We start from the raw sequence: 25,760 nt of genomic DNA, 5'->3' as shown, positions 1-25,760 counted from the left end.
ACGGCCGGCAGACCCGCCCGGGCGCGCGCACGCACACCCGCCCGCGGACCCGGGCACACCCGCGACGGCCCCGGCGCCGCACGCGGCCCCGACCCGGTCCCCGCCCGCGACACATCGCCCCGTCCCCGTCCACCTCCCCCGGCGTGCCCGGCCGACGCCGCTCATCCGCGTGCCCGGTAGGTGTCGAGCGGGGACACGAACGTGGATGTCATCGACTTGGTCCCCAGGTTCGGCAGGCCGGGCGCGGCGAGGTCGCCGAGCGGGAGGCGGCAGGTGACGGTCGCGGTGACCGACGCGGCGGTGCCCACCGGCGCGGCGAACCCGGAGGTGTCCACGGTCACCGACGTACTCGCGCAGTGCAGTCCCTGCTGGGACAGGGTGGCCCCGGCCGCCGCGGTGGCGCGGCTCTGCGCGTCGCCGGGTGTGCGGGCGGACGTGGCGGCCCGGGCGGCGGCCTTGGCCGCGGCGTCCACGGCCGACCCGGCGAGCGTCACCCGCCCGGCCAGGACGCCCAGGATCAGGAGCGCGAGCAACGCCGGTACGAGGATGGCCACTTCGAGGGTGACCGAACCCGCGTCCCGGCGATCCGCGTCCCGGCGATCCGCGTCCCGGCGATCCGCCTCGCGGGCGCCTCGCGTCGCGACAAGCCCGGACGCCGCCTCCACGCTCGTCCCGCGAGCGGCGGGTAGCGGGCGGGAACGTCGGTTCGACACGGGTGTGGCCCTCCTCTCCGGGCTTGGAACGAATCGGTGGTGGTGGGGCGTCGGGTTCAGGGCCCGATCGGGCTCCACCGCTCCACCGGCGCCTGCGCGTCCTGCGTGATGGTGATGTCGGGCAGCAGCGGGACGATCGACAGGCACCGGGCGGTGACCCGCACCCGCACCGTGTCCGCCGTGCTCCCCTCCGTGGACACGCTCGGACCGCGCAGCCCGAGGTTGTCCGCCGCCTGCCGCGCCCGTTCGGCCGCCGTCTGCGGGGTGCCGATCCGGTACGCGCGGCCGGACTCGACGCCCTCGCGGGCCGCCGCCAGGGCCGCCTCGCGGGCGAACCACCACAGGCAGCCCTGCAGGACCGTCAGGATCAGCACCAGGACGACCGGCATCAGGATGGCCAGTTGCAGCGATGTGGTTCCGCCGTCCGACGGCAACTCCCGATACCGACGCCGCAGGCGGCGGAACGCGTGGGACACCTCAGAACCCGCCGATGATCGAGATCTTCCCGTTCACGACCTTGGTGATGACCGCGATCAGCCCGACCGCGAGAACCCCGACGCCCGCCGCGATCAGGGCGACCTCCAGGCTGGTGAGCCCGGCGTCCGATCCCTCCTCGTCGACCTTGCGCCGGTAGCGGTCGCGCACGTTCAGGGCCACGGTCAAAACAAAGTGGAGCGCGGCGTCGTACATGGTTCCCTCCGGTGGTTGTTCGGTGGTCCGGGGTCCGGATCGCGGCGATGCGCGGGGGGTTCAGATCGCCACGATCTGGAGGATGGCGGGCATGCCCAGGAAGATCGTCAGCAGGATCACCAGGACGGTGCCCGGCACCACGAGGCGTTCGGAGTCGGTGTTGGCGCGTTCGTGTTCCGCCGAGAGCAGTTCGGTGCGCAGGGCGGCGGCGCGGGCTCGCAGGGTGCCGTAGACGGCGGCGCCCTCGACGCCGGCGAGTTCGATGATGTCGGCCACGTCGGCGAGTTCGGGCAGGTCCAGGTCGCCGGCGAGGTCGCGCAGTGCCTGCCAGGGGTCGGCGCCGTGGGCCCGGGCGCGGGCGAGCGCATCCTGGATGCGCAGGAACGCCCACCCGTTGCCGACCCGGGCGGCGTTCTCCAGCGCCTCGGCGGGTCCGGCGTCGCCGGCGCGCTGGAGCGCGACCAGGTCGAGGTAGGTGGCGGCGGCGTGTTGGAACTCCACCCGCGCGGCCTTCGCCTTGACTGCGAGTTCACGGTCGGGCGTCTGCCACATGACCACCGCCAGGACCAGGCACGCGCCGACGGGGACGACGAACGGCAGCGCGATCCCGAGCATGGATACGGCGGTGGAGAACAGGATCGGCAGGAGGATGCCGAGCAGCCCCATCGCGGCCTTGGTGCGCAGGTGGTCGCCCGCGCTCTGGCCGACCAAGGCCAGGCGGGTGTGCGGGACGGACACGCCCGGCACCCGCTGGGCCAGCCGGGCCAGCGCGTCGCCGAACGCGCTGTCCGTGCCGGTGTCGCGGGCCGCGATCGCGGCGGCGGTCGGGCGCCCGGTCAGGCGATCCGCGGCGGCGGTCAGGTCCGGTGGCGCGGGCCGCAGTTCGCGGATCAGCAGCGCGACGCCGGCGCCGACCAGGGCTCCCGGAATCAGGTACCAGGTTTCGATCATCGGGCCGCCTCCGGTTCGGCGACCGGGGCCACGACCGTGACGACGCTGCGCTCGTCGTGGACCAGGATCCGCGGCGCGGGCTTGTACGCGGTCACCGACCGCATCCACAGCAGGACGCCGGTGAAGCAGGCCATCAACACGATCAGCGACGTCTGTCCGACCGCGCTCGCGTAGGGCTTGGCGTAGTCGCGGTTGAACGCCATCAGTCCGCCCATCGCCACGGTGAGATAGGTGATCCACCGGACCGTGGCACGCGCGCTGGCCCGGTCGGCCTCGATCGAGCGCCGCTGGCGTACCTCCTCGCGCACGGTCGTGGCGAAGTCCCGCAACGCCACGGCCAGTCCGGGCCCACGATCGTCCGCGCGCAGGATCAACGCCGCGGCGATCTTGTCGGCGGTGGCGTCGCGGAACGCGTCGGCGAAGCGGTACAGGGCGTCCGCCGGACGCCACTGGGCCTGCAACCGCGAGACCAGGTCGCCGACCTCGGCCTCGATGGGCGCCGGGCAGGTGCCGCGGGAGGTGAGGATGGCGTTCTCCAGGCCGGCGCCGAGTTCGACGAGGTCGGCCAGGCGTCGGGTCCACTCGGCGAGCGCGTCGAGCCGGTCGATGCCGGAGTAGTCGGCCCGGGTCGGCGCCATCAACCACGGCCAGCCCAGCACCGCGACCGGCACCAGGACCACCGCGACCAGCCACCCGGTGACCAACCACGCCGCGACACCGGCGATCCCGGCCACGACCCGGCGCACGTTGCGGGCGCGCACGGCGGCCGGCGACAGCGGCGGGCGGGCCCGGCGGACCCGGCCCGGTCGGGGCGGCGCGTCGACGTCGGTGCCGCGCCATCCCCACCACAGCAGGACGAGTCCGGCGGTGACCAGCGCCGTGCACACCCCGGCCCACAGGGCCTGTGCGTCCATGTCGGTCATCCCCCCACGAGATGCATCGGCGCCCACTGCGGGGCGGCGTTGAGCCACAGCGGGTCGAAGCCCGCCCGGCGCAGCGTCGCCGCGTCGGTGGGCGCGGTGAGCGGTACCGCCCGCGGGTCGTCGCCGCGCGGCCCGAACACGGTGTTGGTGGCGGGGCGTCCGTTCTCGCCCATGCCGGCCATCTGCAGGACGTGCGAGACGAAGCGGTGTCGGCGCCCGCCGATGCCGCTCTCGTCGATCATGCGGACGAACACCAGGTAGTCGACGGCGTTGGCGGCCAGCCGGTAGGCGAGCCGGTCGCTCATGTGCTGTCCGTACTCCAGGCACAGCTCGGCGATCCGGTCGAAGATCATGTGTGGTTCGCGGACGTGGAGGGTGCACATCGAGCCGCCCTCGCCGTTGGTCATCACCCGCAGCATGGGCACGATCTCGCTGGAGCGGACCTCGCCGACAATCATGCGGGACAGCGTCATGCGCAGCGCCGGGGGGATCATGTCGCCGATGGTGATCTCGCCGGCTGAGCGGCCGTCGGCGCCGCGTTCGCCGTTGCCCTCGCGGGCCTCGAACGCGACGACCTGCTCCAGGTGGCCGAGTTCGTGCAGGAACAGTTCGTACTCGCTCTCGAGGGTGCCCACACGTTCGGCCGCCGGGATCTCGCGGGCGAGGGCACGCAGGAGCGACGTCTTGCCGACGCCCTGGGTCCCGCAGATGATCACGTTCTTCTTGGCGCGGATCAACGCGCCCAGGAATCGGGCGAGTACGGGTTCGAGGGTTCCCCAGGCGACCAGGTCGTCGAGTGTGACGGTCTTGACCCGGTGCCGGCGGATGGTCACGCAGGTGTGCTGGGTGACCTCGATGACCGCCTGCAGGCGCGAGCCGTCGGGCAGGCGCAGCGCCAGGAACGGCGACGACGTGGACAGGGTGCGCTCGCCCGCGCCGCTGCGGCGGGCCAGGTTGCGCAGCAGCTCGCGCAGTTCCTCGTCGGAGGCGGTCAGCGGGGCGACCCGGCGGCGGGGGCGGTCGGCGTAGTCCACCCACACGGTGGCGTAGCCGTTGATCAGGATGTTCTCGACGGCGTCGTCGTTGAGGTACGGCTCCAGCGGGCCGGCCCGGAAGAGCCAGTCGAACACCGCGCGTCCGTAGGCGCGGTCCTCCGCCGGGGTGGTGGCGGTGCCGCGTTCGCGTGCGGTGACGTCCGCCCATTCGGCGACGACCTGGGCGATCAGCGCGCGGCCGCGTTGTTCGCGGTCGGCCTCGGGCAGGCCGGGGCGGGCGCGGTCCTGCTCGTGCAGGCGTTCGGCGGCGCGCTCGCGCAGGACGCGGACGGCGGCGAGGTCGAGGACCACCTGCGGTGCGGTGGAGCCGACGGCGGGGCCCGCGGCGGTGCCGGCCGACGGGTCGGCGGCGGGGGCGTGGGTGGTCGCGACGGGGCCGGTGGGGAAGGGGGTCCGGGTGTACGGCGACGGGACGGGGGCGGCGGGCGGCGGAGGCGGCGGGGGTGGGCCGTTCGTGGGCCCGGGGGTGGGCGGACGGTGCAGTGGGGAGGCGTTACCCAACACGAGAGTGCTCCCCCGTTCCCGTCCACGGACCGCTACCGGGGACGGCGCCCGGGGCACCGGGAACCTGCAGCCGCAGCCGCCGGGTCCGCGCGTGCACCAGGATCTCGTCCGCGCCGGAGGCGATCTGCCGCATCAGACGCGACCGCATCGCGCGCTTGTCCACCTCGCCGCGACCGTCGGACAGCGCGTCGGCGGTGCGCGGATCGTGCGGCAACGACATCAGCAACGGCAGATCCAGCAACTTGGCGACCTCGCCCGCCGGATAGTCCGCGCCCTCCACGACGACCAGCCCCAGCGCGTCCGCGCCGGTACCGTTCGCGTCCAGGTCGCGGCGCAGCGCCTCGACGCGCACCCGCGCTGCGGTCGCCGAACGCAGCGTCCCGCGCGCGACGACCAGGACCACGTCGGCCCTGCGGGCCAGTACGGCGGAGGAGCCGAGGGTGCCGGAACGCCCCAGGTCCACCACCACGTCGTGCGCGATCTCCTGGCCCTCCAACCAGGCCAACAACCGGGCCAGCGGCTCCCAGGTGTGCGCGAGCGAGGCGGCCTGGGCGAAGTCGACGAGCCCGGGCAGCAGCAGCCGGGTGCGCTCACCGCCGGTCAGGTCGATCAGCTGCTGGAAGAAGAACTCGTCCAACTTGCCCTGCCGCTGGGCCAGTCCGAGCTGGTGCAGCCCGTACTGCGCCGACACCCGCCCACGCAGCGCACCGGCCAGGACCGCCCCGCCATCGGGATCGGCCTCCACCATCACCACCCGACCGGAGGCGGACAACGGCCAGGACAGGGTCAGCCCGAGCGCCGTCGTGGTGGCCCCCGGCGCGCCCACGCCGCCGACCACGGCCACCACGGTCACGGGCGGGCCTCCGGCTGCAGGACCACCAGCGCGACGAGTTCGGTGGAGGCGCGCGCGGCGACGGTGGCGGCGTCCCCCTTGGGCACGGCGACATCGACGACCACGCGTCCGGACTGGTCGGGCGCGCCGACGGCGAACACGGTGGCGGCGACGGTCGCGGGCGGCGTCAGCGTCTGCCCCTTGGCCGCGTCCGACACCTTGCCCGGCGTCGACACCACCAGGACCCTGCGCCCCGGCTGCAGCGGCGTGGTCGGCAACTGCCCCGGCGTCAGGGCCATCCCGACCAGGATCTCGTCCGGCTGCAACACCAGCGTGTCGGTGACCTGTCCACGCGCGATCAGCGTGTCCGGCCGCAACTCCACCGCGGCGCGCTTGCCCACCACCGCCCGCTTGTCCTTGGCCGAGACCGTCTGCACGCCGCCACCGACCGACACCATCACGGTCCGCACGTCGGCGTCGGCAACCACCGCGCCGTAGGGCACGGTCCGCGCCACCGCGAGCACCTCGACCCGCTTGTCCTTCGCGGTGAACAACGCCGCCCCACCGACCCCACCGACCGCAACGAGGGCGACCGCCAGCGCCATCACCCCGGGCCTACGCCGCCGCTGCCCAAGCCCCTTGGGTGGCGTCACCAGCGCAACCCCCGGCGCGGCCTGGTCCCCCGCGTCCCGAGCCCGACGCGCCGTCGCGGATTTCACGCAGACTCCCCCTATATCCCGATACCCAACATCGGCGACCGAACAGGGCATAACGAATTCCCCTGTCGGACAAGCCAACATACTGTTTCAGCCAAGCGGACGCGATCGATCTGTGACGCAATCCCCACACCGGGTAGGTGCACCCGCCACTCCGACTGTGACAGCCCCCAGAAAAACCCCTCCACCACCCACATCCACCACGAACCCCGGAAAACCCGGTCACCCCCACCGAATCCCCACGTTCTCGAACTCCGTTCAACCGCACGGGAGTCCACCCAGAGCCGACACACGAGACCCCCAGGTCCGGCCCATCCACTCAAACTCAACACAGAGAACCCAAAATCAACCAAACCAGCAATGAAGCCCCGATTCCGATCCCCTAATCGACAAACACACCCACCGCAAGCAGCCAATCCCATTGACCACCCGAAAACCCGCCATCGCCAGCCGACCAAACCACCACCGCAATCAGCCGGATGACGCTCCCGCACCATCCCAATCCCGCAACCAAACGCGGAGAGACATCCAAGGTCCGACGGCTCACCTTGGGGACTTCCGAGGGACCGACCGGACCGCCCTCGGCTCAACCCCAACTCGCGTGGGTACTTCGATGCTCCCTACCGCGAACTCGGCGCCGACTACTCGATCAAACGTCACCCCGCTCGCGCCATGCGTCGCGTGATCATCAAGGAAGCCGGCAGCCTCGGGCCGACAGTCGACTTCGACCTCATGCGGCGGCTTGACCTGCAAGGTGCACCGTATTGTCGTGTCAGACCGCGAATGTGTTCGGTCCGGTACACGTGAATGCGCTCGCATCTCGGGACGGGGACCGGCCTGCGCGGCCCATCCTCAGGTCGCCCAGGGCAGCCGTACCGCCTCGACACCGGTGTCGTTCAGCAGAGCCTCGATGAGAGCCGAAGGCCCGGCGACCTTGGTGGCCGACAGGTCGTAGTCGGTGCACAGGACCCATGAGCGATCTTCGACCCAGAGGTTGGCGGGACTGAAGTCGGCCTCAGACATGTCGTAGAGGATCTCGGCGTCGCCGAGGCGCCCCGCCCGCACATGGAGGTTGTCGAAGTCGACGGCCCCGAGCGTCAGCGGGTTGTAATAGGCCAGACAGCGGGTGTCCGGACCTGCGGGGCTGTGCGCGGTGAGGATGTCGATCAGCCGGATCCAGGTCTCACGGTCCAAGCTCCCCTCGGTGGGAGGGACGATGCCCAGCGGCCAACTGCCGTTCTTCATGGCCGAGGAGAGGCAACGAGAGGAGGGCAGGCGCCCGTCGGGAACGATCGGGCCGCCGGTTCGCCGGGCAAGCTCCGCCCACCGCAGCCGCCGCCAGCCGGGGCCAGGGTGCCCGGCCCGGCCCAGCCCACCCCCCGTGGCGACGCTGACGGCGTCGAGATCGACGCCCTCGACGATGTCACGCGGGATGCTCCCGCCCGCCAGACGCACCTGCCGGTACTCGTGATGCGATACGTCGCCCGGCCCGTGCTCGTGTTCGTACATGGCGTTGAGCACCCAGACCGCATCGGGCATCGCCGGCGGCATGAACCCGGTCAAACCGTCGCCGCACAGCTCAAACAGCCAGTCCGTCGCACCAGACGAAGCGACTGGCCAAAGGGCCGACAACAGGTTCGATTTCTCGGGCATGGATTCATGATCCCGGCCGCGACCACGGGCCACGCGAGGGACCGGCATCCTGTAGCCGCCGCACCACTGGGCACGTTCCGGTGTGCCTGGCTGGGCATCGTGACCTGCACCTCAACAAAAGCAGCAAATTTCGCGCTGAACCGGGCATTGATAGCCCACAAGCAGTACGAACACAGCTCACCCCCACCTGCGTGGGGACTTCCTCGGTCCGAACCCATCGGTTTCGCGAACGACCGGCTCACCCCCACCTGCGTGGGGACTTCGATACGTCCGTCGTTCGGACAGCGAATGAACTCGGCTCACCCCCACCTGCGTGGGGACTTCCGCGCGATCGGCAACTGGGGCAGGTTGATCAGCGGCTCACCCCCACCTGCGTGGGGACTTCTGTCCGCCCACTACGGCATCCCCGTGGTGGACCGGCTCACCCCCACCTGCGTGGGGACTTCGTGACCGCGATCGTCCCGCGCAGGCTGCCCGACGGCTCACCCCCACCTGCGTGGGGACTTCTGCGACGTACATCCGCATTTCACGGGCCGTGCCGGCTCACCTCCACCTGCGTGGGGACTTCGTGCTGAACCCGGCCTACGTGACCACGTCGGCCGGCTCACCCCCACCTGCGTGGGGACTTCGGCGCTCCGCGTTGGATTCCGCCTAGGTCGAACGGCTCACCCCCACCTGCGTGGGGACTGCGCTGGCGACCCCGAGTCCGTAGCCGCGCATGAAGACTCACCCCCACCTGCGTGGGGACTTCGCCTCGGATCGAAGTTTTACCGCATCTCTACGCGGCTCACCCCCACCTGCGTGGGGACTTCTCGTACCCTGAACACGAACGGCGCCGGTCCCGAGGCTCACCCCCACCTGCGTGGGGACTTCCGGCGGTCCGGGGTTCAGAGCCCGGACCGCCGCGGCTCACCCCCCACCTGCGTGGGGACTTCGTCGCGCCGCTCGGCGGTGAAGGCTCGCAGGCCCGGCTCACCCCCACCTGCGTGGGGACTTCATCGCGAGTTCGCGTCGCAGGCGGCGTCGCGCCGGCTCACCCCCACCTGCGTGGGGACTTCGCTGATCACGCGCACACGGACGCGGGCGTGGACGGCTCACCCCCACCTGCGTGGGGACTTCACGTTGACGTCGAGGTCGTCCTGGGCGTTGTTCGGCTCACCCCCACCTGCGTGGGGACTTCTTCCTCGCGCTGCGCGGATACATCACGTTCGACGGCTCGCCCCCACCTGCGTGGGGACTTCTCGCGGGCGAACGAGAGTGTGGTCAACCAACCCGGCTCACCCCCACCTGCGTGGGGACTTCTGCAACGCGGACGCGGTCACCGCGTCGAGCGGCGGCTCACCCCCACCTGCGTGGGGACTTCCCGACCGCCGGCGCGTCGAGCGAGAACTGGTTCGGCTCACCCCCACCTGCGTGGGGACTTCGTGATGGCGTTCTCCCTCGGCAACATCCACCGCGGCTCACCCCCACCTGCGTGGGGACTTCCACGGAGCGACAGATCAGGGCAGCAGAGCCGGACGGCTCACCCCCACCTGCGTGGGGACTTCGAAACTCAGCGCGAACGCCAACCACAGCGCGCCGGCTCACCCCCACCTGCGTGGGGACTTCTGTTCGCGGCGCTCGAAAGAGTGGCTACAGTGCGGCTCACCCCCACCTGCGTGGGGACTTCGAAGAGCTGTGGAGTGAAGCGCGGTCCGTGGGCGGCTCACCCCCACCTGCGTGGGGACTTCCAGCGCTGTGGCGGAGGCGATGGCCAAGCTGACGGCTCACCCCCACCTGCGTGGGGACTTCCGGAGTCGTCATGCTCAGGCTCATCCGAAGAGCGGCTCACCCCCACCTGCGTGGGGACTTCGTCGGCGTCGGGCAGAATCACGTAACCGCCCGCGGCTCACCCCCACCTGCGTGGGGACTTCCGCGACACCGACCCCGACGACCGCAGCGGCCGCCGGCTCACCCCCACCTGCGTGGGGACTTCATGAACTGCTGGTCGAGCATGCTCAGCATGAGCGGCTCACCCCCACCTGCGTGGGGACTTCGAAACGCCGTTCAGCGCCTCGTCGATCTTGAGCGGCTCACCCCCACCTGCGTGGGGACTTCGTCCGGTCCGGCGGGGGAATCTGCCCCCGAGACGGCTCACCCCCACCTGCGTGGGGACTTCGTCGCGGGCTTCGCTGCCCTCGCTGGGGTGGAGCGGCTCACCCCCACCTGCGTGGGGACTTCGGTTGACAGTGCCTAGTCGGGTGTGGTGCGCTCGGCTCACCCCCACCTGCGTGGGGACTTCAACCCCTGGTCACTGTGTGAAGTGGTGTTCCACGGCTCACCCCCACCTGCGTGGGGACTTCAGTCGATCCCGACCGGGAACGCGTAGGCGAAACGGCTCACCCCCACCTGCGTGGGGACTTCCCTTCCCGACCTGCGGGTTCCTGAAGGCTTTGCCGATTCGTGATGTAAATAGGGCCATTGCGGCAAGGCTCTTGCCTGTTTTCGATCCGCAGTGTCGGCGGCCGCTCGCACACGAGATGTTGTCGCATGATTCGTCGCGTTCCCGGCTCCGGTCGAACGTACGCACCCCTTCGGTGTTCGACGCGTGTCGGCCCTCGAAGGCATCGCCGCCACCGACGGATCCGGAACTAGATCGCTTCAACTCCTCTGCGGTCACGAAGCAAGGATACGAACCCTGCCCATGGTCGCCCCGGCCGAACGAACCTACGGCGCCCCGACGTTCCGCCGCGCCCCGAGTCGGGTTTCGGGATGGCAAGCCGTTGTGCCGCGCAGGCGACCATCCGGCTGCAGTCGTCGAACCGGGGTTCGCAGGTTGGGCGCCCACGGTGTTGCGGGGGTGGTGTCCGGCGAGTGCCTACATCTCCCCGGTGCGGACATCGTCGACACTGGTCGTGTGGGTGGCGACCAGGATGCCGATCTGTGCCGCCGATCCAAGCAACGTCCAGTGGTGGTCACAATGACAGTGCACACCCAGGCGGTGTAGACGCGCCCCGGTCCGGACAAATCTCGGCACCCACGAGGTCGGGGTGTACGGAAGGCACATACCCCCGTCCCCGGCGCGCGGCAAGCGTTGCGGGCAGTCCGTGGAGGTGGTCGATCTCTTGGTGGACGGGTTGAGCGAGACCCCGTTCGTAGACCGTGGTAATCGTGGCGCCCTCAAGTGTGGTGGTTTCTACGGCGATCCGCAGTGGGCACGGGACGTCGGAGGTCTGATCTACCGCGACGACGACCGGACCTGTGTCGTCAGCCTCGTCCCGGAGCCCGAACTTCTCCTGTGCGCGTATCGGGAATGTGAGCCCTCCGCCGTCGGACGAAGGCTATGCGTCTTGAGAAACCCCCGGTTGCGGACCGGAGGTTTCCCGAACACCTTGGACGCGCGTTCGCGATCGACACCTCATCGCCCTTCGCGTCCTTGCGGCGGGGCGGTGACGATGTGGCGCAGGTATGCCTGTGGGTCCTGCATGAAGCGGCGCCAGTGGTCCACGAGTTGCAGAGCGTCCCAGGTGGTGTGGCGGATGCCGTGGTCGCCGACTTCGACGATGTCGGCGTCGGGGGTGGCGGCGAGGATGGGTGAGTGGGTGGCGCAGATGATCTGGGAGCCGGTGGTGGCGAGTTCGTGCATGAGGCCGACAAGGGTCAGGCACGAGGTGAAAGAGAGGGCGGCTTCGGGTTCGTCCATGAGGTAGAGGCCGGGTTCGCGAAGCATGGCGTCGAAGACGGTCATGAAGCCTTCGCCGTGGGACTGTTTGGTGAGGTCCTGTTCCCAGAAGCCGGGCCAGCCGGAGACGTTCTGTCCGAGGTCGAACAGAGTTTCGGCGCGGAGGAAGAATCCGCGGCGTTTGAGGCGCGGGCCGCCGATGAGGCGGGCCCCGGCCTTGGTGAGGTCCGGGCGCAGGACCGCGCCCAGGGGGGTGGGTGCTCCGGCGCCGGCGTACTTGGTGCCGGCCTTGCCGCCGTGGGAGGAGATGCGGGCGGTGCCGGCGATGGCCTCGACGATGGTGGATTTCCCGGAGCCGTTCTCGCCGACGAGGAAGGTGAGGGGCCGGTCGAAGTCGAGTCCTTCGGCGGCGAGTTGTCGCACGGGTGCCATGGTGAACGGCCACGTCTCGGGGAGCGTGGCATCGGTATCGAGTGCGATGCGGGTGATGAACACGGGTCAGGTCTTTCGGCGGGTGGGGTTCAGGAGGCGGTCGGCGAGGTCGCGCAGTGGGGCCTCCAGGTCGGGGTACTCGCCCTGTTCGATGCGGTGGAGCATGAACCGGATTGCGGACAGTTGTGCGTGCCGGCCGCTGGGGGTGTCCAGGACGTCGGCGAACACGGTTCGGAGGCGGGTCGCGGTCTCGGGGACCAGGAGGGTGTGGCAGTACAGGGTGGCCGCGCCGTATCCCCGGGTGGCGCGGCCCCAGTACTCCCAGTCGAGGAGCGCCAGGCTCGGCGTGGTGAGGTTGGCCCAGTGCAGGTCGGTGTGTTCGGTGGCGACCAGGGGCCGGTCGGGCACGGGGCGGCCGTAGAACGCCTCCAGGTCGGCCGTGTACGCGGTCAGATCGGCGCGGCCCCGGGTCGTGGGGTGTTCCGCGAGGGTGCCGAGGGCGGCACGCAGGTTCGACCACCACGTGTCGGGCACCTCGACCGGAGTCCGGAGTTCGGGGGTGGGCGAGCACGCGGGATCCACGCGGGTGGAGAGTTCGGCCTTGATGACGACGACGTCCTCGGTCCATTCCACGTGGTCGACAAGGCGGGGTTTGGGGACGCCGTCCAGGTGGGCGGCGTCGCGCGTCCCGGTCCAGGCTTCCCCGCCCGCGTCGTCGCGGTGCTCGCCGGTGGCTCGCAGCCACAGCGGATCGCCGTCGCGCGTAACGGGGGCGCCGATCGCGCGGTCGCCCCACCCGAAGTGGACGTCCTTCTCCTGGTCCGGCAGGGCGGCGCCGAGTCGGTCCGCGCCCTGCATGAGGATGCGGCGGAGGAAGCGGCGTTGGCCCGAGTCGTCGTCGTTCACCAGCGGTGCGGCCTCTCGGTGGGTCGGGCCTACGGGTTGGGTCGGCACTTGTTGGGCCGGCACCTATTGTCCGGCTCGCACGTGCGGTCCTTGGGCTGACACGGCCCGCAGTTGTACTTGGGTTGGCACTGCGGCCCCTGGGGCCCGCACGCCTTGGGCGAACATCCGGTCGGGACGCACGCGGGACTGCAGGTGGGGCCGCACTGGGGGTTGCACATGTCGGGGGTGCACGGGGCGCGGCGGGTGAACTCCTCGCAGAGCGCGGCCGAGGCGGCGCGCATGCGGGGCCCCTCGAGGATGCGCCCAAGGGGTTCGGTGCGGACGTTGCCCTGGGGCATCCAGCGGGCGAAGACGCACGGCCACACGTCTCCGTTCGGGGACACGGCGGCCACGCCCTGACCGCACCCTCCGCACAGTTGCGTCGCGTCGGGGTTCTCGGTGCGGATGCCGCGTCCGACCTGGCGCAGGTGGTCGACGCCGATGTCGGTGACGCCGAGCGCGTCGAGTTCGGCGTGGGCCTGGGCGAAGCGTTGGTCGTCGCCGAGGTCGATGATCCCGGCCCGGAGCGGGATGCCGCGTTCGAGGACCCGAACGATGTTCGCGCGGGTGCGGCGGTGGCTGCCCGTGCGGCGGGTGATGGCGTCGTGCTCGGCGGCGGTGTCGGAGTAGTAGCTGGTGGCCAGGCGGACGCCGGGGCGCGTGAACAGCGCCCAGTGGGCGGGGCGGACGTGGAGGAGGTTGGTGAAGACCTCCGTGTGCAGGCCGTGGTCGAGGGCATGGGCGAGGAGCCGGTCGAAGGCGGGGTGGACGGTGGGTTCGCCGCCGATGAACTGCACCATGCCCACGCCCATGCGGGCGGCGTCGGTGATCACACGGGCCCAGTCGTCGGCGTCCATGGAGCCGTGGGTGCCGGTGGGGCCGCTGTCCGCATAGCAGTGGGTGCAGGGCAGGGGGCAGCGTCCGGTGATCTCCAACCACAGGAACGACCACCGCGGCGCGCGGTCGTCCGCTGGCAGTCGAGCGGTGTCCCCGGCCTGTTCGGCGAGGCGTGCGGTCAGGGCGCCGAAGGTCGGCGCGAGGGTGTCCGTCAAGTTCGTCGAGGTGTCAGTCATCGGCAGGCGTCCTTGTCACGGGGATCGGGCCCGGGGCGGTGGTGGCGGCCGGGTGCGCGCCGTACTGCTCGGATTGGAGGGTGAACGTGTCCGCGTAGATCGCGTTCGCGGCCATGAGTTCGTCGTGGGTGCCGTGTTCGGCGATGCGTCCCTTGTCGAGGACGTAGATGTGGTCGGCGCGTTGGACCGAGGCGAGGCGGTGGGTAATCAGGACGACGATCGTGCCGTTGGCGACGAGTTCGCGGATGCGGGCGCACGTCTCGATCTCCCGGCGGGCGTCCAGCGCCGAGGTGGGCTCGTCCGCGATCACCACGGGCGCCCGCCGGTAGCGTTCGCGAGCCAGCGCAATGGCCTGCCACTGCCCACCGGACAATTCCATGCCGCCCTCGTAGTTGCGATCCAGGAGGGTGTCCAGACAGCGCGGAAGGTCGTCGATCACCGGCTTGGCGCCCGCGTACTCGCAGGCCGCCGACAGCGCGCCCTCGTCAGGGCCGGTGTCGATGTCGGGGCGGCCGAGGACGATATTCGCGCGGGCGGTGAGATCCCACCGGACGAAGTCCTGTGGGACCAGGGCGACCTGGTCGAACACGCTGGTGCGTCTGCGTCGGCGACGTCCACGCCGTCCCACTCGACACTCCCGCTCTCGGGCCGGTACAGGCCCGCGATCAGCTTCGCCAGGGTGGTCTTGCCCGAGCCGTTCTCCCCGGCGAACGCCACGATCGTGCCCCGGGCCAGGGTGACGTGGACGCCGTCGAGGGCCTTGTGGTCCCGGCCCGGGTAGGTGAAGGACACGTCTTTGACCCGCACCGTGCTCGGCGCGGTGATCCTGCTGCCGCAATCCGGAATGGCGTTCAGGTCGGCCTGGGCGCACGCCTCCCGGAGGTCGTTGGCGAACAGCGCCTGCTCGTACAGGTGCTGGATCCCCGAGACCAGGCCGGCCAGGCTGGAGGTGCCGGTACGGATCGCCAGGACCGCGGTGCCGGAGGTGGCCAGATCCGCGCACCCGCTCAACAGCAACCACGCGAGCGTGAGATACGTCAGCCTGGACGGGACGCCGGACAGCGCGGACGCGACAAGGTCGGTGCCGGCCTCGGCCTTGGCCAGGCGTTCCTTCTCCGCCTCCGCCGCAGCCGCCATTCGCTCGTAGTGGTGCAGCAGATACGCACCCGCGCCGTGAACCCGGACCTCCTGCGCGGTGCTCCGCGCGGTCAACGCCCAGGCGATCTCCGTCTGTTGACGGCCGTGGTCGGTCCACGCCAGGACGGATTCGTAGCGGCGCCGGGCCGAGCGCACGGTGCCCCAGCCCGGCGGCAGAATGATCAGCAGCATCATCGGCAGCAACAGCGGGTGCAGGACCGCCAGCACCATGCCCACGGCCGCGAGCGACACGAGCGCGTTGACGACCTGCACGCTGTGGGTGATCATCAGCCGACTCGCGTTGGTGCCCCACTTGGCGGTCTCCAGCAGGCGTTTGAAGTCGGCGTCCTCCAGCGTCGACATCTCCACCCCCACCACCGCCCGCAGCAGCTCGACCTCCGCGTACCGCTCGACCTTCGGCTCCAGCCGCCCGGTCGCCGCTGTGGACGCGGCCCGCAGCGTCGCCCCCAGCACCCCCATCGCGGCCACGAACACCAGCGCCGGCGCCGCGGAGCGCACCCGGTCCGGCGTGGGCCCGGCGCTGAACAACTCGACGAGGATGCGGTTGGTGCCCACCAGACCCAGCGCGGACGCGACGCCCTGACCGATCTGCGCGAACGCCACCACCAGCAGCGCAACCCGGTCCGCCGCCCAACCCAGACGCACCGACCGCGCGATCAGACCCGGCAACCGCCGCAGCGTCCCCAGGAACGACAATTCCGTGTGGACACCGCGGTGCAGGTGACGGCCCCACGTGGGCTTGAGTTTCCCGCCGAACAACTCCCGGCCGCTCGCGTCACCCTCGGCCATCGCCTCCGCAGCCCGATCACGCCGTGCCCGGATCACCCGGCCACCGCCCCGAGGCCGACCGCGTGCAACCACCGATGGTTGTCGATCACGTAACCGGACCCCGGAGCCGTGTCCACCGTCAGCGTTTGGGCCTCGACGACCTCCCTCAGCAGGGCAAGGTGCGGTCGGACGACCGGCGAGAACCGCGCCAGCTCGTCCTGACGCAGCCGGACCGCCCAGTGCCCCGCGTCCACCCGCGTGAACACCGACCCCAGATGGCCGTCGCCGCGCCCGAAGAACGCCGAACGCGGGGCGGACAACGCGTGCACGGCGTCCGGGCATTGCTCGGCCAACTCCGCCAGGACCGCCCGCCCGTCCACCAGCCGGCACTGCCCGCCCGACATCGCAGGGACCGCGCACACCAGGAGCATCAGGCGCGGCGGGTAGGGCAGTTGGGAGCGTTCCGTGTGGTGCAGGAGTTCCCCGCTGCTCAGTCCCGCGAACCCCGGCACCCGAGCACCCACCCCGATGTCGCGGATCACGGTGACGCCGTCCGGATCGGCGTCGGGGTGGGCACGGGTCGCCATCAGGTCTCCGGCCAGCCGCAACACCGCGCGCCGCGAATCCGCCCCCCGGACCAGCGTCATCCCCCGCTCGCGCAACGCTAGTCCGACCCTCTCGACACCCCACCGGCCGCGCACGTCCAGCACGCGGGGCGGCGTTGGCGCATCGGGCATCCGTGTCTCCTTCGAGAGTCGTCGTCCACGTCCGGAACGCCACCCTGCCCCCACACCCGACCGGCCGTACAGTGACAGATCGTCAACCCGGCGTCATCGACGAAGGTGTCCCGTGCCAGCTCGACCCGGTGCTACGTTCCGAAGGTCCCGTGCCCGGACCACCACCCGTGAAGGACCCCATGGACACCCCCACACCCCACGCCTGGCCCGTCTCGGTCAAGGGCGTCGTCGTCGACCACGAAGGCCGAGTCCTGCTCCTGCGCAACGAACGCCGGGAATGGGAACTCCCGGGCGGGCGACTGGAACTCGGCGAGGAACCCGCCGAATGCGTCGTCCGCGAAATCGCGGAGGAAACCTCCTGGGACACCAAGACCGGGCCGCTGCTCGACACGTGGGTGTACCAGCCCATCCCCGGCCGGCACGTCCTGATCGTCACCTACGGCGTTCACCCCCTCGACACCGCCACCGCCCCGGTTCTCAGCCACGAGCACAAGGAGATCGGGCTCTTCGTCCGGGCCGAGGTTCCCGACCTGTTCATGCCGGACGGATACAAACGCTCGATCGACACGTGGTTCGACCACTCCCAGCGGGCCTGACCCAACCGTGGCCGGCGGAGCCGACCCGGCGACGATGTGGCGGTGGGCCACCCCCGCCGGTCAAGCCGTCCTCGCCACCCGCGACCTCGCCCGAATCCTGCGCCACCACCGCGCCGTCAACGCCCTGACCCAAACCGCGCTGGGCGAAGTCCTGGGCTACGACAAGACGTTCATCTCCGCGTTGGAGAACCGCCGCCGCTACATCCCCGACGTCGAATCCCGACGACGCGTCGCCGCCACCTGGGCGTGCCACCCCACGTCCTCGGCGTCACCGACCCCGCCGACACCGACTTCGCCGCGATGCTCCAATTCGGCGACTCCACCGTCCACCTCGCCGAGATCACCCGCCAGAGCGGACAGGCCACCGCCGCCGTCAACGAACTATGGCCACTCGTCGCCCGCCTTGAGGCCCGCGTCGCCGACGGCCACACCGAACGCGACGTCCTCGCCCTCCTCGGCCGCGCCCGCACCGGCCTCGGCGTCGCCCTCGGACACATCCTCCCCGAGGAACGCATGGCCACCGCCGCCCAGTGGACCGGCAAAGGACTCGCCGTCACCCGACGCCTCGACGACCGCCCCGCACTCGTCCACGCCCTGCGCATGCACGGCAACGAACTCCGCAAGACCGGCCTGCACGGAGCCGCCCTGCGCAGGCTGACCCACGCCGCGACCCTCGCCGCCACCGACGCCGAACGCGCGGCCGTCCAACCCCTCCTGGCCCGCGCCGCCGGGGCCGCAGGCCACTCCGGGCTCTTCGACCACGCCTGCGCGGCCAACCGCAGACTCCTCGACCGGGTGGGTCACGACGGACTGTTCAACGCCCTCGCCCACCACGAGATCCGTCTGCGCGGCCTGGTCACCACCGGCCGCATCACCCAGGCCGCCCACCTCGCCGAGAACGCCCCCGACTCCACCTGGCACGTCACCCCGCAATGGCGCGTCATCGAACACGTCACCACCGGCCGCGTCCTCCTCGCCGCAAGCGACACCACCGGCGCCCAAGATCGGCTGCTCACCGCCGCCACGCTCGCCCGCGAACTGCGCCTGCCCCACCAACTCCAACGCATCATCCGAGCAGCCACCGACCACCCCCACGTACGTGACACGGCACAGAGGCACCTGGCGGGACTCCGCATCACCATGGCGACCTGAGCCCCACAACATCCCCTTCGCGGCCGTAGCCCGCACGCCCGACGAGATCGCCGACTTCGTCTCGCGGGCCCAGCCGCAGCCCGTTCGGTCGATCTCCCGGTCGATCCCGCGCCAGCTCACCCCCACCTGCGTGGGGACTTCACCGCGGGGACCACCGTCACCTTCTCCGGCGACGGCTCACCCCCACCTGCGTGGGGACTTCTCCGGGATGATGCAGTCCCTCGTCACGGACGACGGCTCACCCCCACCTGCGTGGGAACTTCGTTGGAGGGGGTGGCGTGATTGCCAGCCTCTCCGGCTCACCCCCACCTGCGTGGGGACTTCTCTGTGTTGCTGCTGCGCGGGCCCCGGGAGACCGGCTCACCCCCACCTGCGTGGGGACTTCGCAGCGCCGCCATCTCCTCCGGCGGACTCCTGAAGGCTCACCCCCACCTGCGTGGGGACTTCTCCGTCCCCGACGTGTCGGGCGGTGGTGTCGGCGGCTCACCCCCACCTGCGTGGGGACTTCTCGTGCACACGACAGTGCCTGACTCCGGCCTGCGGCTCACCCCCACCTGCGTGGGGACTTCGATCTCTTTGCTGCTGGGATCGAGGCTGAGGACGGCTCACCCCCACCTGCGTGGGGACTTCATCGACATCGAGACCATCGCGGCGACCGCCGGCGGCTCACCCCCACCTGCGTGGGGACTTCGAGTCCGGGAATTCCCCGACTCGGGGGATCGGCGGCTCACCCCCACCTGCGTGGGGACTTCCGCGACGCACCGCCTCGGGGGTCGCAAGTTGGCGGCTCACCCCCACCTGCGTGGGGACTTCAGCGTCGCCCAGGCGAGGCAGACGAACGCGGCCGGCTCACCCCCACCTGCGTGGGGACTTCTCGGCCCAGCGCACGCGTCGTCCGCCCGCCTCCGGCTCACCCCCACCTGCGTGGGGACTTCGTCGGCGGCGAACGCCGCGGCGCGTTCGACGACGGCTCACCCCCACCTGCGTGGGGACTTCTTGGTATGGCGAAAGCTGTGGGCACGTTCCAACGGCTCACCCCCACCTGCGTGGGGACTTCGCCACACGGCTCCAAGAGCTGAGTGCCCCGTTCGGCTCACCCCCACCTGCGTGGGGACTTCACGAGATACGACCCGGCCGACCGATCACCCGCCGGCTCACCCCCACCTGCGTGGGGACTTCCCTTCCTGACCTGCGGGTTCTTGGCGGCTTTGCCGATTCGTAATGTAAACAGGGTCATTGCGGCAAGCCTCTTGCCTGTTTTGCTCGGGTGTTCTGGTGATCGTTCGTAAGTTGAGCGATATCGCATGCTCGGTCCTATATACGCGTCGGCCGGACAGGCGTGCGGAGTCGTTCGAGGCATATCTGTCCTTGAAGTTCCGGCCATCATCGACCGTCCGGAACGAGATCGGCTCGATTCCGCCGCAGTCACGAGGCAAGGATACGAGCCCTGCCTCCGGTCGCTCGGCGGCTGGACGTACCGATCAAGGCCCGACGATCTCACTGGTACGAGGACCTCTCCTGACGGGATATTGCTCCGGGTCAAGGCACGTGGGCCACTCCCCCGTGCATGTGGACCTGCCGACCGCCTCGGTGGACGGTCCGGTGGGGACCGATGTCGTCGGCTCTCCACACCGCGACGTCGCACACTCCGGGTGGCAACACGTCGAGCCCGCTGAACAGCGTGGCGGCCTCGTCGAGCGTGGCGACACGGCCCCAGGTTCCCCGAGTGCCGGTGTGCATGACGTCCGTGATCGCGCGGCGGACCCGCGGGTCGTCGCCGACGAGCACGCTCACGACCACGAACGAGCCCGACGGCAGCCTGTCGACGAGGTCGGACATGAAGGCCGCCGGACGCCGGAGGCAGTTCAGGACCGCCGTCGCCAATACGGCGATCGGGCCTTCGCCGAGGAGTTCGGCGACATCGGGGACGCGGACCAGGGCGCCGACGTCGGTGACGTCCGCAGGGACGACGCTCGTGTGATCGTTCTGGTCGAGAAGCATCCTGGCCTGCCCGACGACGAGCGGATCACGGTCGACATGGATAACGCGCGTCGCCCGAGCGATGCCTTGGGCCACGGTGTGGATGTAGGGCGTGGCGGGGACACCGCAGCCGAGGTCGAGCAGGCGGCGGACGCCGTGGTCGCGAACGAGGGTTCGGGTGGCGCGGCGGGCGAACGCCCGGGAGTTGAGGATGGCGGGTCCGATGTCGGGTGCGACGTGAAGGATGGCCGAGCCGGTCTCGCGGTCGGACGGGTAGTTGTCGTGGCCGCCCGCCAGCCAGTCGAACACGCGGGCGTCGGAGGCGGTGTCGATGCCGGGCGGGACCGGCTCGTCGGGGCTCACAGGGCCGCGCTCCGAATCGGGGCCGAGGCGTGCTCCCGGTCGGGGTGCGGCGCCGCGGCGCGTCGCAGGATGTCCGCGAGGGTGCCGCGGTGGAGGCGGGCGCGGACGGCGTGGTGGTCGGACAGGCCGCCCATGTCGATGACGTCGACGTCGGCGAGGGCGGGCAGGAGGATCCGCGACATCCAGAATCCGTCGACGGCCATGGCAGGGCCTTGCGATGGTTTGTCGATGACGGTGGGGGCGAGCGCGGCCATGCGTCCGTGGGTGCGTGCGATGTGGCGGGCGGCGTCCTCGGCGCCGACGGCGCGCATTTCGCGGTCGGTGTGGGTGTCGGGGACGCGGACGCCGTCGGGGCCGCGGCGGGAGCGGTGGATCCGGTGCACCGCGTCGGCGATGGCCTCGAGGTTCGGGAGCGCCGGGCCTCCCGGAATCGGGACGCGGTAGCTGTTGCGGTCGCCGCCGAGGATCGCGGGCAGCTTCACCGTGGCGCCGGATCCGGTGATGTGGTCCTTGTCGAGGAAGCGGGTCAGGTGCTCCCCCTCGATCGCTCGTGCGGTGCAGGAGGAGTGGGTGAGGTGGTGCGAGACGCAGACGATCGGCAGCGTCTCCCCGCCGGTGTCGTGCAGGCGAAGGGAGCGTGCGGTGGGCTCCAGTTGCCATCCGGAGTCGGCCCACCCGCGCGGCGATTCGAACACCCGCGGGTCCGCGTACAGGGCCGTGGCGCTGCCCCGGCCGACCCAACCGCGCATGGCGAGCACGGTCTCGGCGCGCTTGGCAAGTTCGCCGTCGTTGTCAAGGGCGTCCCACATCTCCTGCCTGAAGAGCGCGGCGGGCCGGAGCGAGGCGAGGAACGCGTGGGCCTCCCGCCACTTCCGGCGATCGCCTCCCCCGTTGTCCTCGAAATTCCAGGTGATGAAGTCGATGGTGGTCACGTCGTCGTGGGCCCTTTCGTGTCGATGAGGAAATGCATCCGCGTCCGGCCATTGCGGTGGGAGGAGCGAGGGTGCGGAAGCGGGTCGATCGGTTGTGGGCGCGTGAGCGCGCGGACGCGTGCCGCGTAAGGACGCGGGCGTCGCACCGCGGACCCACACGGGCGCCCGGTGTTCCCTTGTCCTGCTCGGCTCGGCAGTGGCGCTGCCGGTCACCGGCTACTGCCCGGTTACCGGTGCTCTTCCGCCGGCGTAAGGCTTGCGGGTGGTTCTCGGAGGCCGTCTGTGGGTCGGGGCGGTCGTGAAGTGCGGTTCGGGGCCGGGGATTTCGGCCGTCGCGCCTGGCACTCGGGGTGTACCGCGAGGACATCGCTCACGCACATGCCGCACCCGACCGCACGCCATCGCCGGGCCTCCGAGCGGTCCCCCGGCAGGAGAGACGGCCCATCAGCGTGGCTGCGAAACACCGCCTGCGGAATCCGTGCCGACGGCAGGGAAATCCACGCGTGCGTGAGATCGCCTCGCCGGGCGTCGGGCGCCGGTTTGATCGGGGCGGAGCAGCCGGGCGAGGCATGGGGGCGGGCTGCGCGACGGTACGCACAAAGGCGTGGCTCCCGTCTGTCGAACCCGACCGACGCCGAGCCCGGTGGCGGCCGTGGCGAGACGAGTCGGGTCGGGCCGGTCGGTCGGCCAAGACCCGCACGACCCCGCGCGACCATCACTCGACGGGGGCATCCGGCGCATGGCCAGGGCCGCTTCACCGAGCCGGGTGAGCGGTTCGCGCCGGGTGGACGGCTGTTCGTATAGCCGTGTGGCCTCGGTCGTGAGGTGTCGAAGGCCGTGGGACCCTGCGGCCACCTCAGGTGGGCGTAGCCGTCACGGAGGTGGAGCGCGCGGCTGTCCGGCGCGGCGTTCACCGTGGTGCCCCGCTCGGGGCGGTCGCCGACGCGTCGATGGTCGAGGTGTTGCGGCGGTGCGTGGCTCTGGCGGCGGCCCGGTGCAGGTCCGCGAGCCGGGTGTGCAGTTCCGCCGCGGTGGGTCGATCCAGCAGCGCACGGGCCAGGGCCGGGGCGAGGGTGTCGTCGAGTGCCGTCCAGGCGAGGTCGCGCGGGACGCGGGAGTGCGGTGCCCCGTCGGCGATGGCCTGGCGGCGTTGTGCCGGGGTGGGCGGTCGGCCGCCGTACGCCCGACGTACGGCGACCACCGGTTCCCCCGTCCAGCACATGCGGATCGTGGCGGCGAGGGCGTACACGTCGGCGGCCCGGGTGGCGACGGGTCGGCGCCGGCCGACGAGAGCGCCGGCAATCTCGGGGGCGGCGCAGTCGACGCGGCCCGCCGTATAGGGGTAGGCAGCGAGGAGGTCGCCGGGGATGGCGCCGTGGGGGCCGTGCGCGCACGCGTAGCTGACGAAGCGCGGCCCGACGGGGGTGTGGACGCATTGGGCGGGGTGGAGGTCTCCGTGGATCCACCCGTTCTTGTGGAGGTCGGCGACGACTCGGGCGAGTTCGACCGCCCGGCCCAGCGCCTGCAGGCGTACGATCCCGCGCTCGAGGCCCCGGGCCCGCAGGGACGCCCAGTGCTGTTCGGTCGTGGCGCCCTGGTACCACGGCGTCGCCAACCACGAGCCCGTGGCGTGGACGCCGTACCGGGGGTCTTCGACGGCCGGGTCCACGGCGTGCAGGGCCACCAGGGCTGCGGCCTCGCGGTCGACGACCCGGGTGCCCGTGCCGACCTTGACGGCCAGGGCCGTGTGCCCGCCCGACACCCGCCACACCCGCACACGCGAGGAATCGCTCACGGGTGTCGCGGTGGGCGCGGGGCCGACCAGGGGCCGGAGCGCGTCCGTGACGGCGCTCGGCAATATGGGAGTGGTGGTCATCCGAACTCCGATGAGGGGAAGGTGAAAACGGGACGGGGCAACGCATCCGCGAGATGGTCGAAGGCAAGGCCCCACGGCACGGGCCCGACGACAACGACGAGAGCGGCCCGAGGCGGCGGACACGCTGATGCGCCGCCCCCGGCCTCTCACGTACCGGTGCGCCGGGAGGGGATGAATCCCCCGAGTTCGCCGACGGCCGCGTAGCAATCCACGACCCGCTCGACGGGCGGGATGTCGAGCACCGGAATGTCGAGCACAGGAAGCCATCGCGAGGCCGGGACAAGACCCGGGTCGAGCAGAGTGCCGGGCACCAGCGAGAGGACTTCACCGCGGTCGCGAAGGCGCAGCGGGATGCCGTGGCTTCGGTACACGCGCGCCAGCGCCGCCGCGCGCGAATTTCGTCCGGTGTCGCCCACGAGGTGGGTCATGACAACGCGGCTACCCGGGGCCAACCCTGCGGTGAGGTGGTGAAGGACGCCACGCGGGCCGTATCGGAACGGCAGGTGCTGGAGCAGGTCCCCGACGACGACGGCGACCGGCCGCCCGAGGTCGAACATCGCGCGGATACACGGATGCCGCCACACGCTCTCCGGCCGCAGAGGAGACGCCCGCACGCACGCGACCCGTCCGCTGTCCGTACTCGACAGCGCGCTCTGCACGGCGTGCACGATCGGATCGTCCTCGACGTACACGACCCGACAGCCCCGATCGACCGCGTGCGCGACATCGTGGACGGCGCGGCCCTCGATCGGGATGCCCTGCGCGAAATCGACGAACTGGCGTATCCCCACGCGGGCGAGGCGATCAACCGCGCACCGCATGAACGCGCTCGCGTCCCGGGCGATCGTCGGCAGCTCCGGATGAACGGCCAGGGCGGCGTCGGCCAGAGCGCGGTCGGCGGAGAAGTGCGTGCGCCCGCCCGCAAGGTAGTCGTTCACCCGCGCCACGTGGGGCCGGTCCAAGCCGAGGTCGATGGCAAGAGAAAGCGAATGCCGCATGACTACCGTTTCGGAATCTGGACGGGAACACGGACCGGAGCGCGGTTCGGCGGCGCCCCGGGACGGGACTTGCTCTCGAACCAGCCGCGATCCGCCCGGGCCACGGGAGGGTGGGGCTGCGGAACGGGTGCCGCCCGCACGCCCGGGTCGAACGGTCGCCACGGTCCGGGACGTTCGCTGCCCTGCAGCCACAACTGATGCAGCACCCCGGCCAGACCGGGCCGCCGCGCCGCGGGCACCACGTGCAGATGCCGAGGAAACCCGAGATAGACCGCGCACAGGACCCGGACCGCCTGCCCGGCGGTGACGGTGCGCGAGCACCCGCCGAGACTCACGACGAACCGCAGTAATCGGGACCGATGACGCCCCACACACGGAACCGGCTCCCCCATCACCCGGACACCGCCGACGGCGTCCACACCGGCGCGCTGACCCGGCCCGCGGCGGGATCGGCTCCCACCAACGCCAGACGAGGCGGATCATGGGCGACCGGCGCCCCGCTGTCCCACGCCCGGCGCAAACCACGCAGCCAATCGATCGCCCGCTGCGCCGAAGGGAGTTCGCGGTCAGGCAGCAGCCACACCCCGGCACCGTTCGGCACGCTGTCGGGGCCAAGGCGGATCACAGCGAGCACGAGCGCGGTCGTGGTGGTCCGGTGAACGATGGCGACGGCCGCCTCGGCGACCGCGCGGCGACGCGACGCCGGTGTCCGGGGCAGGGTCCAGGCGTCGGTCTGGCAGTCGAGTGCCGTATCGAGGTCCGCCCACAGGGTCTGCCACAGCGTCAACGGCAGGATCCAGACCCGCCCCACCGGCGCGTCCGGCGACGCGGGCCACCACACCCGGGGCGCGTCGTCCACGGGAACAATCCCGCATCCGCCCACCACAATCGCGGCCTCGGAGGCCGGCACGCACGGCCACGCGACACGGCAGCGCCCACACCGGCCGTCGACGCACCGGTGATCGCGGGTGACGGCGTGCGCCCCGCGAGCGTGCTCGACAAACGGGTTCTCGGACCGACCCGAAACCGGTCCCCAACGCGCGAACACGTCC

Annotated in this window: 21 protein-coding genes, 1 pseudogene and 3 CRISPR repeat arrays; of the genes and pseudogenes, 2 read left to right on the top strand and 20 right to left on the bottom strand. The window is 71.3% G+C overall.

Annotation, left to right across the window (positions count from 1 at the left end; all coding sequences use genetic code 11):
- Positions 1 to 161 precede the first annotated feature (161 nt).
- The 14 genes and pseudogenes from ACMXN5_RS50490 to ACMXN5_RS50425 all read right to left on the bottom strand — a co-directional run bounded on the left by ACMXN5_RS50490 (position 162) and on the right by ACMXN5_RS50425 (position 16,811).
- Positions 162 to 713 carry a TadE/TadG family type IV pilus assembly protein gene (locus tag ACMXN5_RS50490; RefSeq protein WP_439681864.1) on the bottom strand — a complete coding sequence of 184 codons (552 nt, stop codon included), beginning with the start codon at positions 711 to 713 and terminating at the stop codon, positions 162 to 164.
- Positions 714 to 769: 56 nt separating this feature from the next.
- A complete protein-coding gene (locus tag ACMXN5_RS50485) occupies positions 770 to 1,189 on the bottom strand; it encodes a TadE/TadG family type IV pilus assembly protein (RefSeq protein ID WP_439681863.1) in 420 nt (139 codons plus the stop codon).
- 1 nt (position 1,190) lies between these two features.
- Positions 1,191 to 1,403 carry a hypothetical protein gene (locus ACMXN5_RS50480; protein ID WP_380030869.1) on the bottom strand — a complete coding sequence of 71 codons (213 nt, stop codon included), beginning with the start codon at positions 1,401 to 1,403 and terminating at the stop codon, positions 1,191 to 1,193.
- Positions 1,404 to 1,463: 60 nt separating this feature from the next.
- Entirely contained in the window at positions 1,464 to 2,354 is an 891-nt protein-coding gene (locus ACMXN5_RS50475) for a type II secretion system F family protein (RefSeq protein ID WP_439681862.1), read from the bottom strand.
- Entirely contained in the window at positions 2,351 to 3,277 is a 927-nt protein-coding gene (locus ACMXN5_RS50470; protein ID WP_439681861.1) for a type II secretion system F family protein, read from the bottom strand. The genes ACMXN5_RS50475 and ACMXN5_RS50470 overlap by 4 nt, the downstream gene beginning before the upstream one ends.
- A complete protein-coding gene (locus ACMXN5_RS50465; protein ID WP_439681860.1) occupies positions 3,274 to 4,836 on the bottom strand; it encodes a CpaF family protein in 1,563 nt (520 codons plus the stop codon). The genes ACMXN5_RS50470 and ACMXN5_RS50465 overlap by 4 nt, the downstream gene beginning before the upstream one ends.
- Complete coding sequence (locus tag ACMXN5_RS50460; RefSeq protein ID WP_439681859.1) at positions 4,826 to 5,689, bottom strand: hypothetical protein; 864 nt, start codon at positions 5,687 to 5,689, stop codon at positions 4,826 to 4,828. The genes ACMXN5_RS50465 and ACMXN5_RS50460 overlap by 11 nt, the downstream gene beginning before the upstream one ends.
- Positions 5,686 to 6,387: an SAF domain-containing protein gene (locus ACMXN5_RS50455; protein WP_439681858.1), complete on the bottom strand. Its 702-nt coding sequence runs from the start codon at positions 6,385 to 6,387 to the stop codon at positions 5,686 to 5,688. The genes ACMXN5_RS50460 and ACMXN5_RS50455 overlap by 4 nt, the downstream gene beginning before the upstream one ends.
- Before the next feature lie 849 nt (positions 6,388 to 7,236).
- Complete coding sequence (locus ACMXN5_RS50450) at positions 7,237 to 8,037, bottom strand: hypothetical protein (protein ID WP_439681857.1); 801 nt, start codon at positions 8,035 to 8,037, stop codon at positions 7,237 to 7,239.
- 173 nt (positions 8,038 to 8,210) lie between these two features.
- Positions 8,211 to 8,910: a CRISPR direct-repeat array (repeat unit 29 nt; unit sequence CGGCTCACCCCCACCTGCGTGGGGACTTC).
- A gap of 94 nt (positions 8,911 to 9,004) precedes the next feature.
- Positions 9,005 to 10,440: direct repeats of the CRISPR family, unit length 29 nt; unit sequence CGGCTCACCCCCACCTGCGTGGGGACTTC.
- A 994-nt stretch (positions 10,441 to 11,434) separates the two neighbouring features.
- Entirely contained in the window at positions 11,435 to 12,193 is a 759-nt protein-coding gene (locus ACMXN5_RS50445) for an AAA family ATPase (RefSeq protein WP_439681856.1), read from the bottom strand.
- A gap of 3 nt (positions 12,194 to 12,196) precedes the next feature.
- Positions 12,197 to 13,036: an aminoglycoside phosphotransferase gene (locus ACMXN5_RS50440; RefSeq protein ID WP_439681855.1), complete on the bottom strand. Its 840-nt coding sequence runs from the start codon at positions 13,034 to 13,036 to the stop codon at positions 12,197 to 12,199.
- A 29-nt stretch (positions 13,037 to 13,065) separates the two neighbouring features.
- Positions 13,066 to 14,148, bottom strand: a complete 1,083-nt coding sequence (locus tag ACMXN5_RS50435; protein WP_439681854.1) for a radical SAM protein — start codon at positions 14,146 to 14,148, stop codon at positions 13,066 to 13,068.
- Positions 14,141 to 15,285 (bottom strand): annotated as a pseudogene (locus tag ACMXN5_RS50430) (ABC transporter ATP-binding protein). Before ACMXN5_RS50430 ends, ACMXN5_RS50435 begins: the two are co-directional and overlap by 8 nt.
- An 842-nt stretch (positions 15,286 to 16,127) precedes the next feature.
- A complete protein-coding gene (locus ACMXN5_RS50425; RefSeq protein WP_439681853.1) occupies positions 16,128 to 16,811 on the bottom strand; it encodes a TauD/TfdA family dioxygenase in 684 nt (227 codons plus the stop codon).
- Positions 16,812 to 16,990: 179 nt separating this feature from the next.
- Here ACMXN5_RS50425 and ACMXN5_RS50420 point away from each other — a divergent pair, with 179 nt between their 5' ends.
- Together ACMXN5_RS50420 and ACMXN5_RS50415 are read left to right on the top strand one after the other, a co-directional pair.
- Positions 16,991 to 17,407 carry an NUDIX hydrolase gene (locus ACMXN5_RS50420; protein WP_439681852.1) on the top strand — a complete coding sequence of 139 codons (417 nt, stop codon included), beginning with the start codon at positions 16,991 to 16,993 and terminating at the stop codon, positions 17,405 to 17,407.
- Positions 17,408 to 17,653: 246 nt separating this feature from the next.
- Entirely contained in the window at positions 17,654 to 18,559 is a 906-nt protein-coding gene (locus ACMXN5_RS50415) for a hypothetical protein (protein WP_439681851.1), read from the top strand.
- A 112-nt stretch (positions 18,560 to 18,671) separates the two neighbouring features.
- Positions 18,672 to 19,738: a CRISPR direct-repeat array (repeat unit 29 nt; unit sequence CGGCTCACCCCCACCTGCGTGGGGACTTC).
- A 360-nt stretch (positions 19,739 to 20,098) separates the two neighbouring features.
- Here ACMXN5_RS50415 and ACMXN5_RS50410 read toward each other — a convergent pair.
- The 6 genes from ACMXN5_RS50410 to ACMXN5_RS50385 all read right to left on the bottom strand — a co-directional run bounded on the left by ACMXN5_RS50410 (position 20,099) and on the right by ACMXN5_RS50385 (position 25,567).
- Positions 20,099 to 20,902, bottom strand: coding sequence for an SAM-dependent methyltransferase (locus tag ACMXN5_RS50410; protein ID WP_439681850.1), 804 nt, complete (start codon positions 20,900 to 20,902; stop codon positions 20,099 to 20,101).
- A complete protein-coding gene (locus ACMXN5_RS50405; RefSeq protein ID WP_439681849.1) occupies positions 20,899 to 21,834 on the bottom strand; it encodes an endonuclease/exonuclease/phosphatase family protein in 936 nt (311 codons plus the stop codon). Before ACMXN5_RS50405 ends, ACMXN5_RS50410 begins: the two co-directional genes overlap by 4 nt.
- A gap of 910 nt (positions 21,835 to 22,744) precedes the next feature.
- Positions 22,745 to 23,710: a hypothetical protein gene (locus ACMXN5_RS50400; RefSeq protein ID WP_439681848.1), complete on the bottom strand. Its 966-nt coding sequence runs from the start codon at positions 23,708 to 23,710 to the stop codon at positions 22,745 to 22,747.
- Between the two features lie 146 nt (positions 23,711 to 23,856).
- Positions 23,857 to 24,708 carry an SAM-dependent methyltransferase gene (locus ACMXN5_RS50395; RefSeq protein ID WP_439681847.1) on the bottom strand — a complete coding sequence of 284 codons (852 nt, stop codon included), beginning with the start codon at positions 24,706 to 24,708 and terminating at the stop codon, positions 23,857 to 23,859.
- Positions 24,709 to 24,710: 2 nt separating this feature from the next.
- Positions 24,711 to 25,043: a hypothetical protein gene (locus ACMXN5_RS50390; protein ID WP_439681846.1), complete on the bottom strand. Its 333-nt coding sequence runs from the start codon at positions 25,041 to 25,043 to the stop codon at positions 24,711 to 24,713.
- Between the two features lie 56 nt (positions 25,044 to 25,099).
- Entirely contained in the window at positions 25,100 to 25,567 is a 468-nt protein-coding gene (locus ACMXN5_RS50385) for a hypothetical protein (protein WP_439681845.1), read from the bottom strand.
- Positions 25,568 to 25,760: the final 193 nt, after the last annotated feature.

This window comes from Embleya australiensis (genome assembly GCF_051903075.1).
In the GTDB taxonomy this organism is placed as follows: Bacteria; Actinomycetota; Actinomycetes; order Streptomycetales; family Streptomycetaceae; genus Embleya.
This window is presented reverse-complemented; position numbering and strand designations above follow the sequence as displayed.

Bases quoted from the DNA above. Each gene is read 5' to 3' on its own strand.
- ACMXN5_RS50480 (WP_380030869.1), bottom strand. From the start codon at position 1,403: ATGTACGACGCCGCGCTCCACTTTGTTTTGACCGTGGCCCTGAACGTG.
- ACMXN5_RS50475 (WP_439681862.1), bottom strand. From the start codon at position 2,354: ATGATCGAAACCTGGTACCTGATTCCGGGAGCCCTGGTCGGCGCCGGC.
- ACMXN5_RS50470 (WP_439681861.1), bottom strand. From the start codon at position 3,277: ATGACCGACATGGACGCACAGGCCCTGTGGGCCGGGGTGTGCACGGCG.
- ACMXN5_RS50450 (WP_439681857.1), bottom strand. From the start codon at position 8,037: ATGCCCGAGAAATCGAACCTGTTGTCGGCCCTTTGGCCAGTCGCTTCG.
- ACMXN5_RS50435 (WP_439681854.1), bottom strand. From the start codon at position 14,148: ATGACTGACACCTCGACGAACTTGACGGACACCCTCGCGCCGACCTTC.
- ACMXN5_RS50425 (WP_439681853.1), bottom strand. From the start codon at position 16,811: ATGCCCGATGCGCCAACGCCGCCCCGCGTGCTGGACGTGCGCGGCCGG.
- ACMXN5_RS50420 (WP_439681852.1), top strand. From the start codon at position 16,991: ATGGACACCCCCACACCCCACGCCTGGCCCGTCTCGGTCAAGGGCGTC.
- ACMXN5_RS50400 (WP_439681848.1), bottom strand. From the start codon at position 23,710: ATGACCACCACTCCCATATTGCCGAGCGCCGTCACGGACGCGCTCCGG.
- ACMXN5_RS50395 (WP_439681847.1), bottom strand. From the start codon at position 24,708: ATGCGGCATTCGCTTTCTCTTGCCATCGACCTCGGCTTGGACCGGCCC.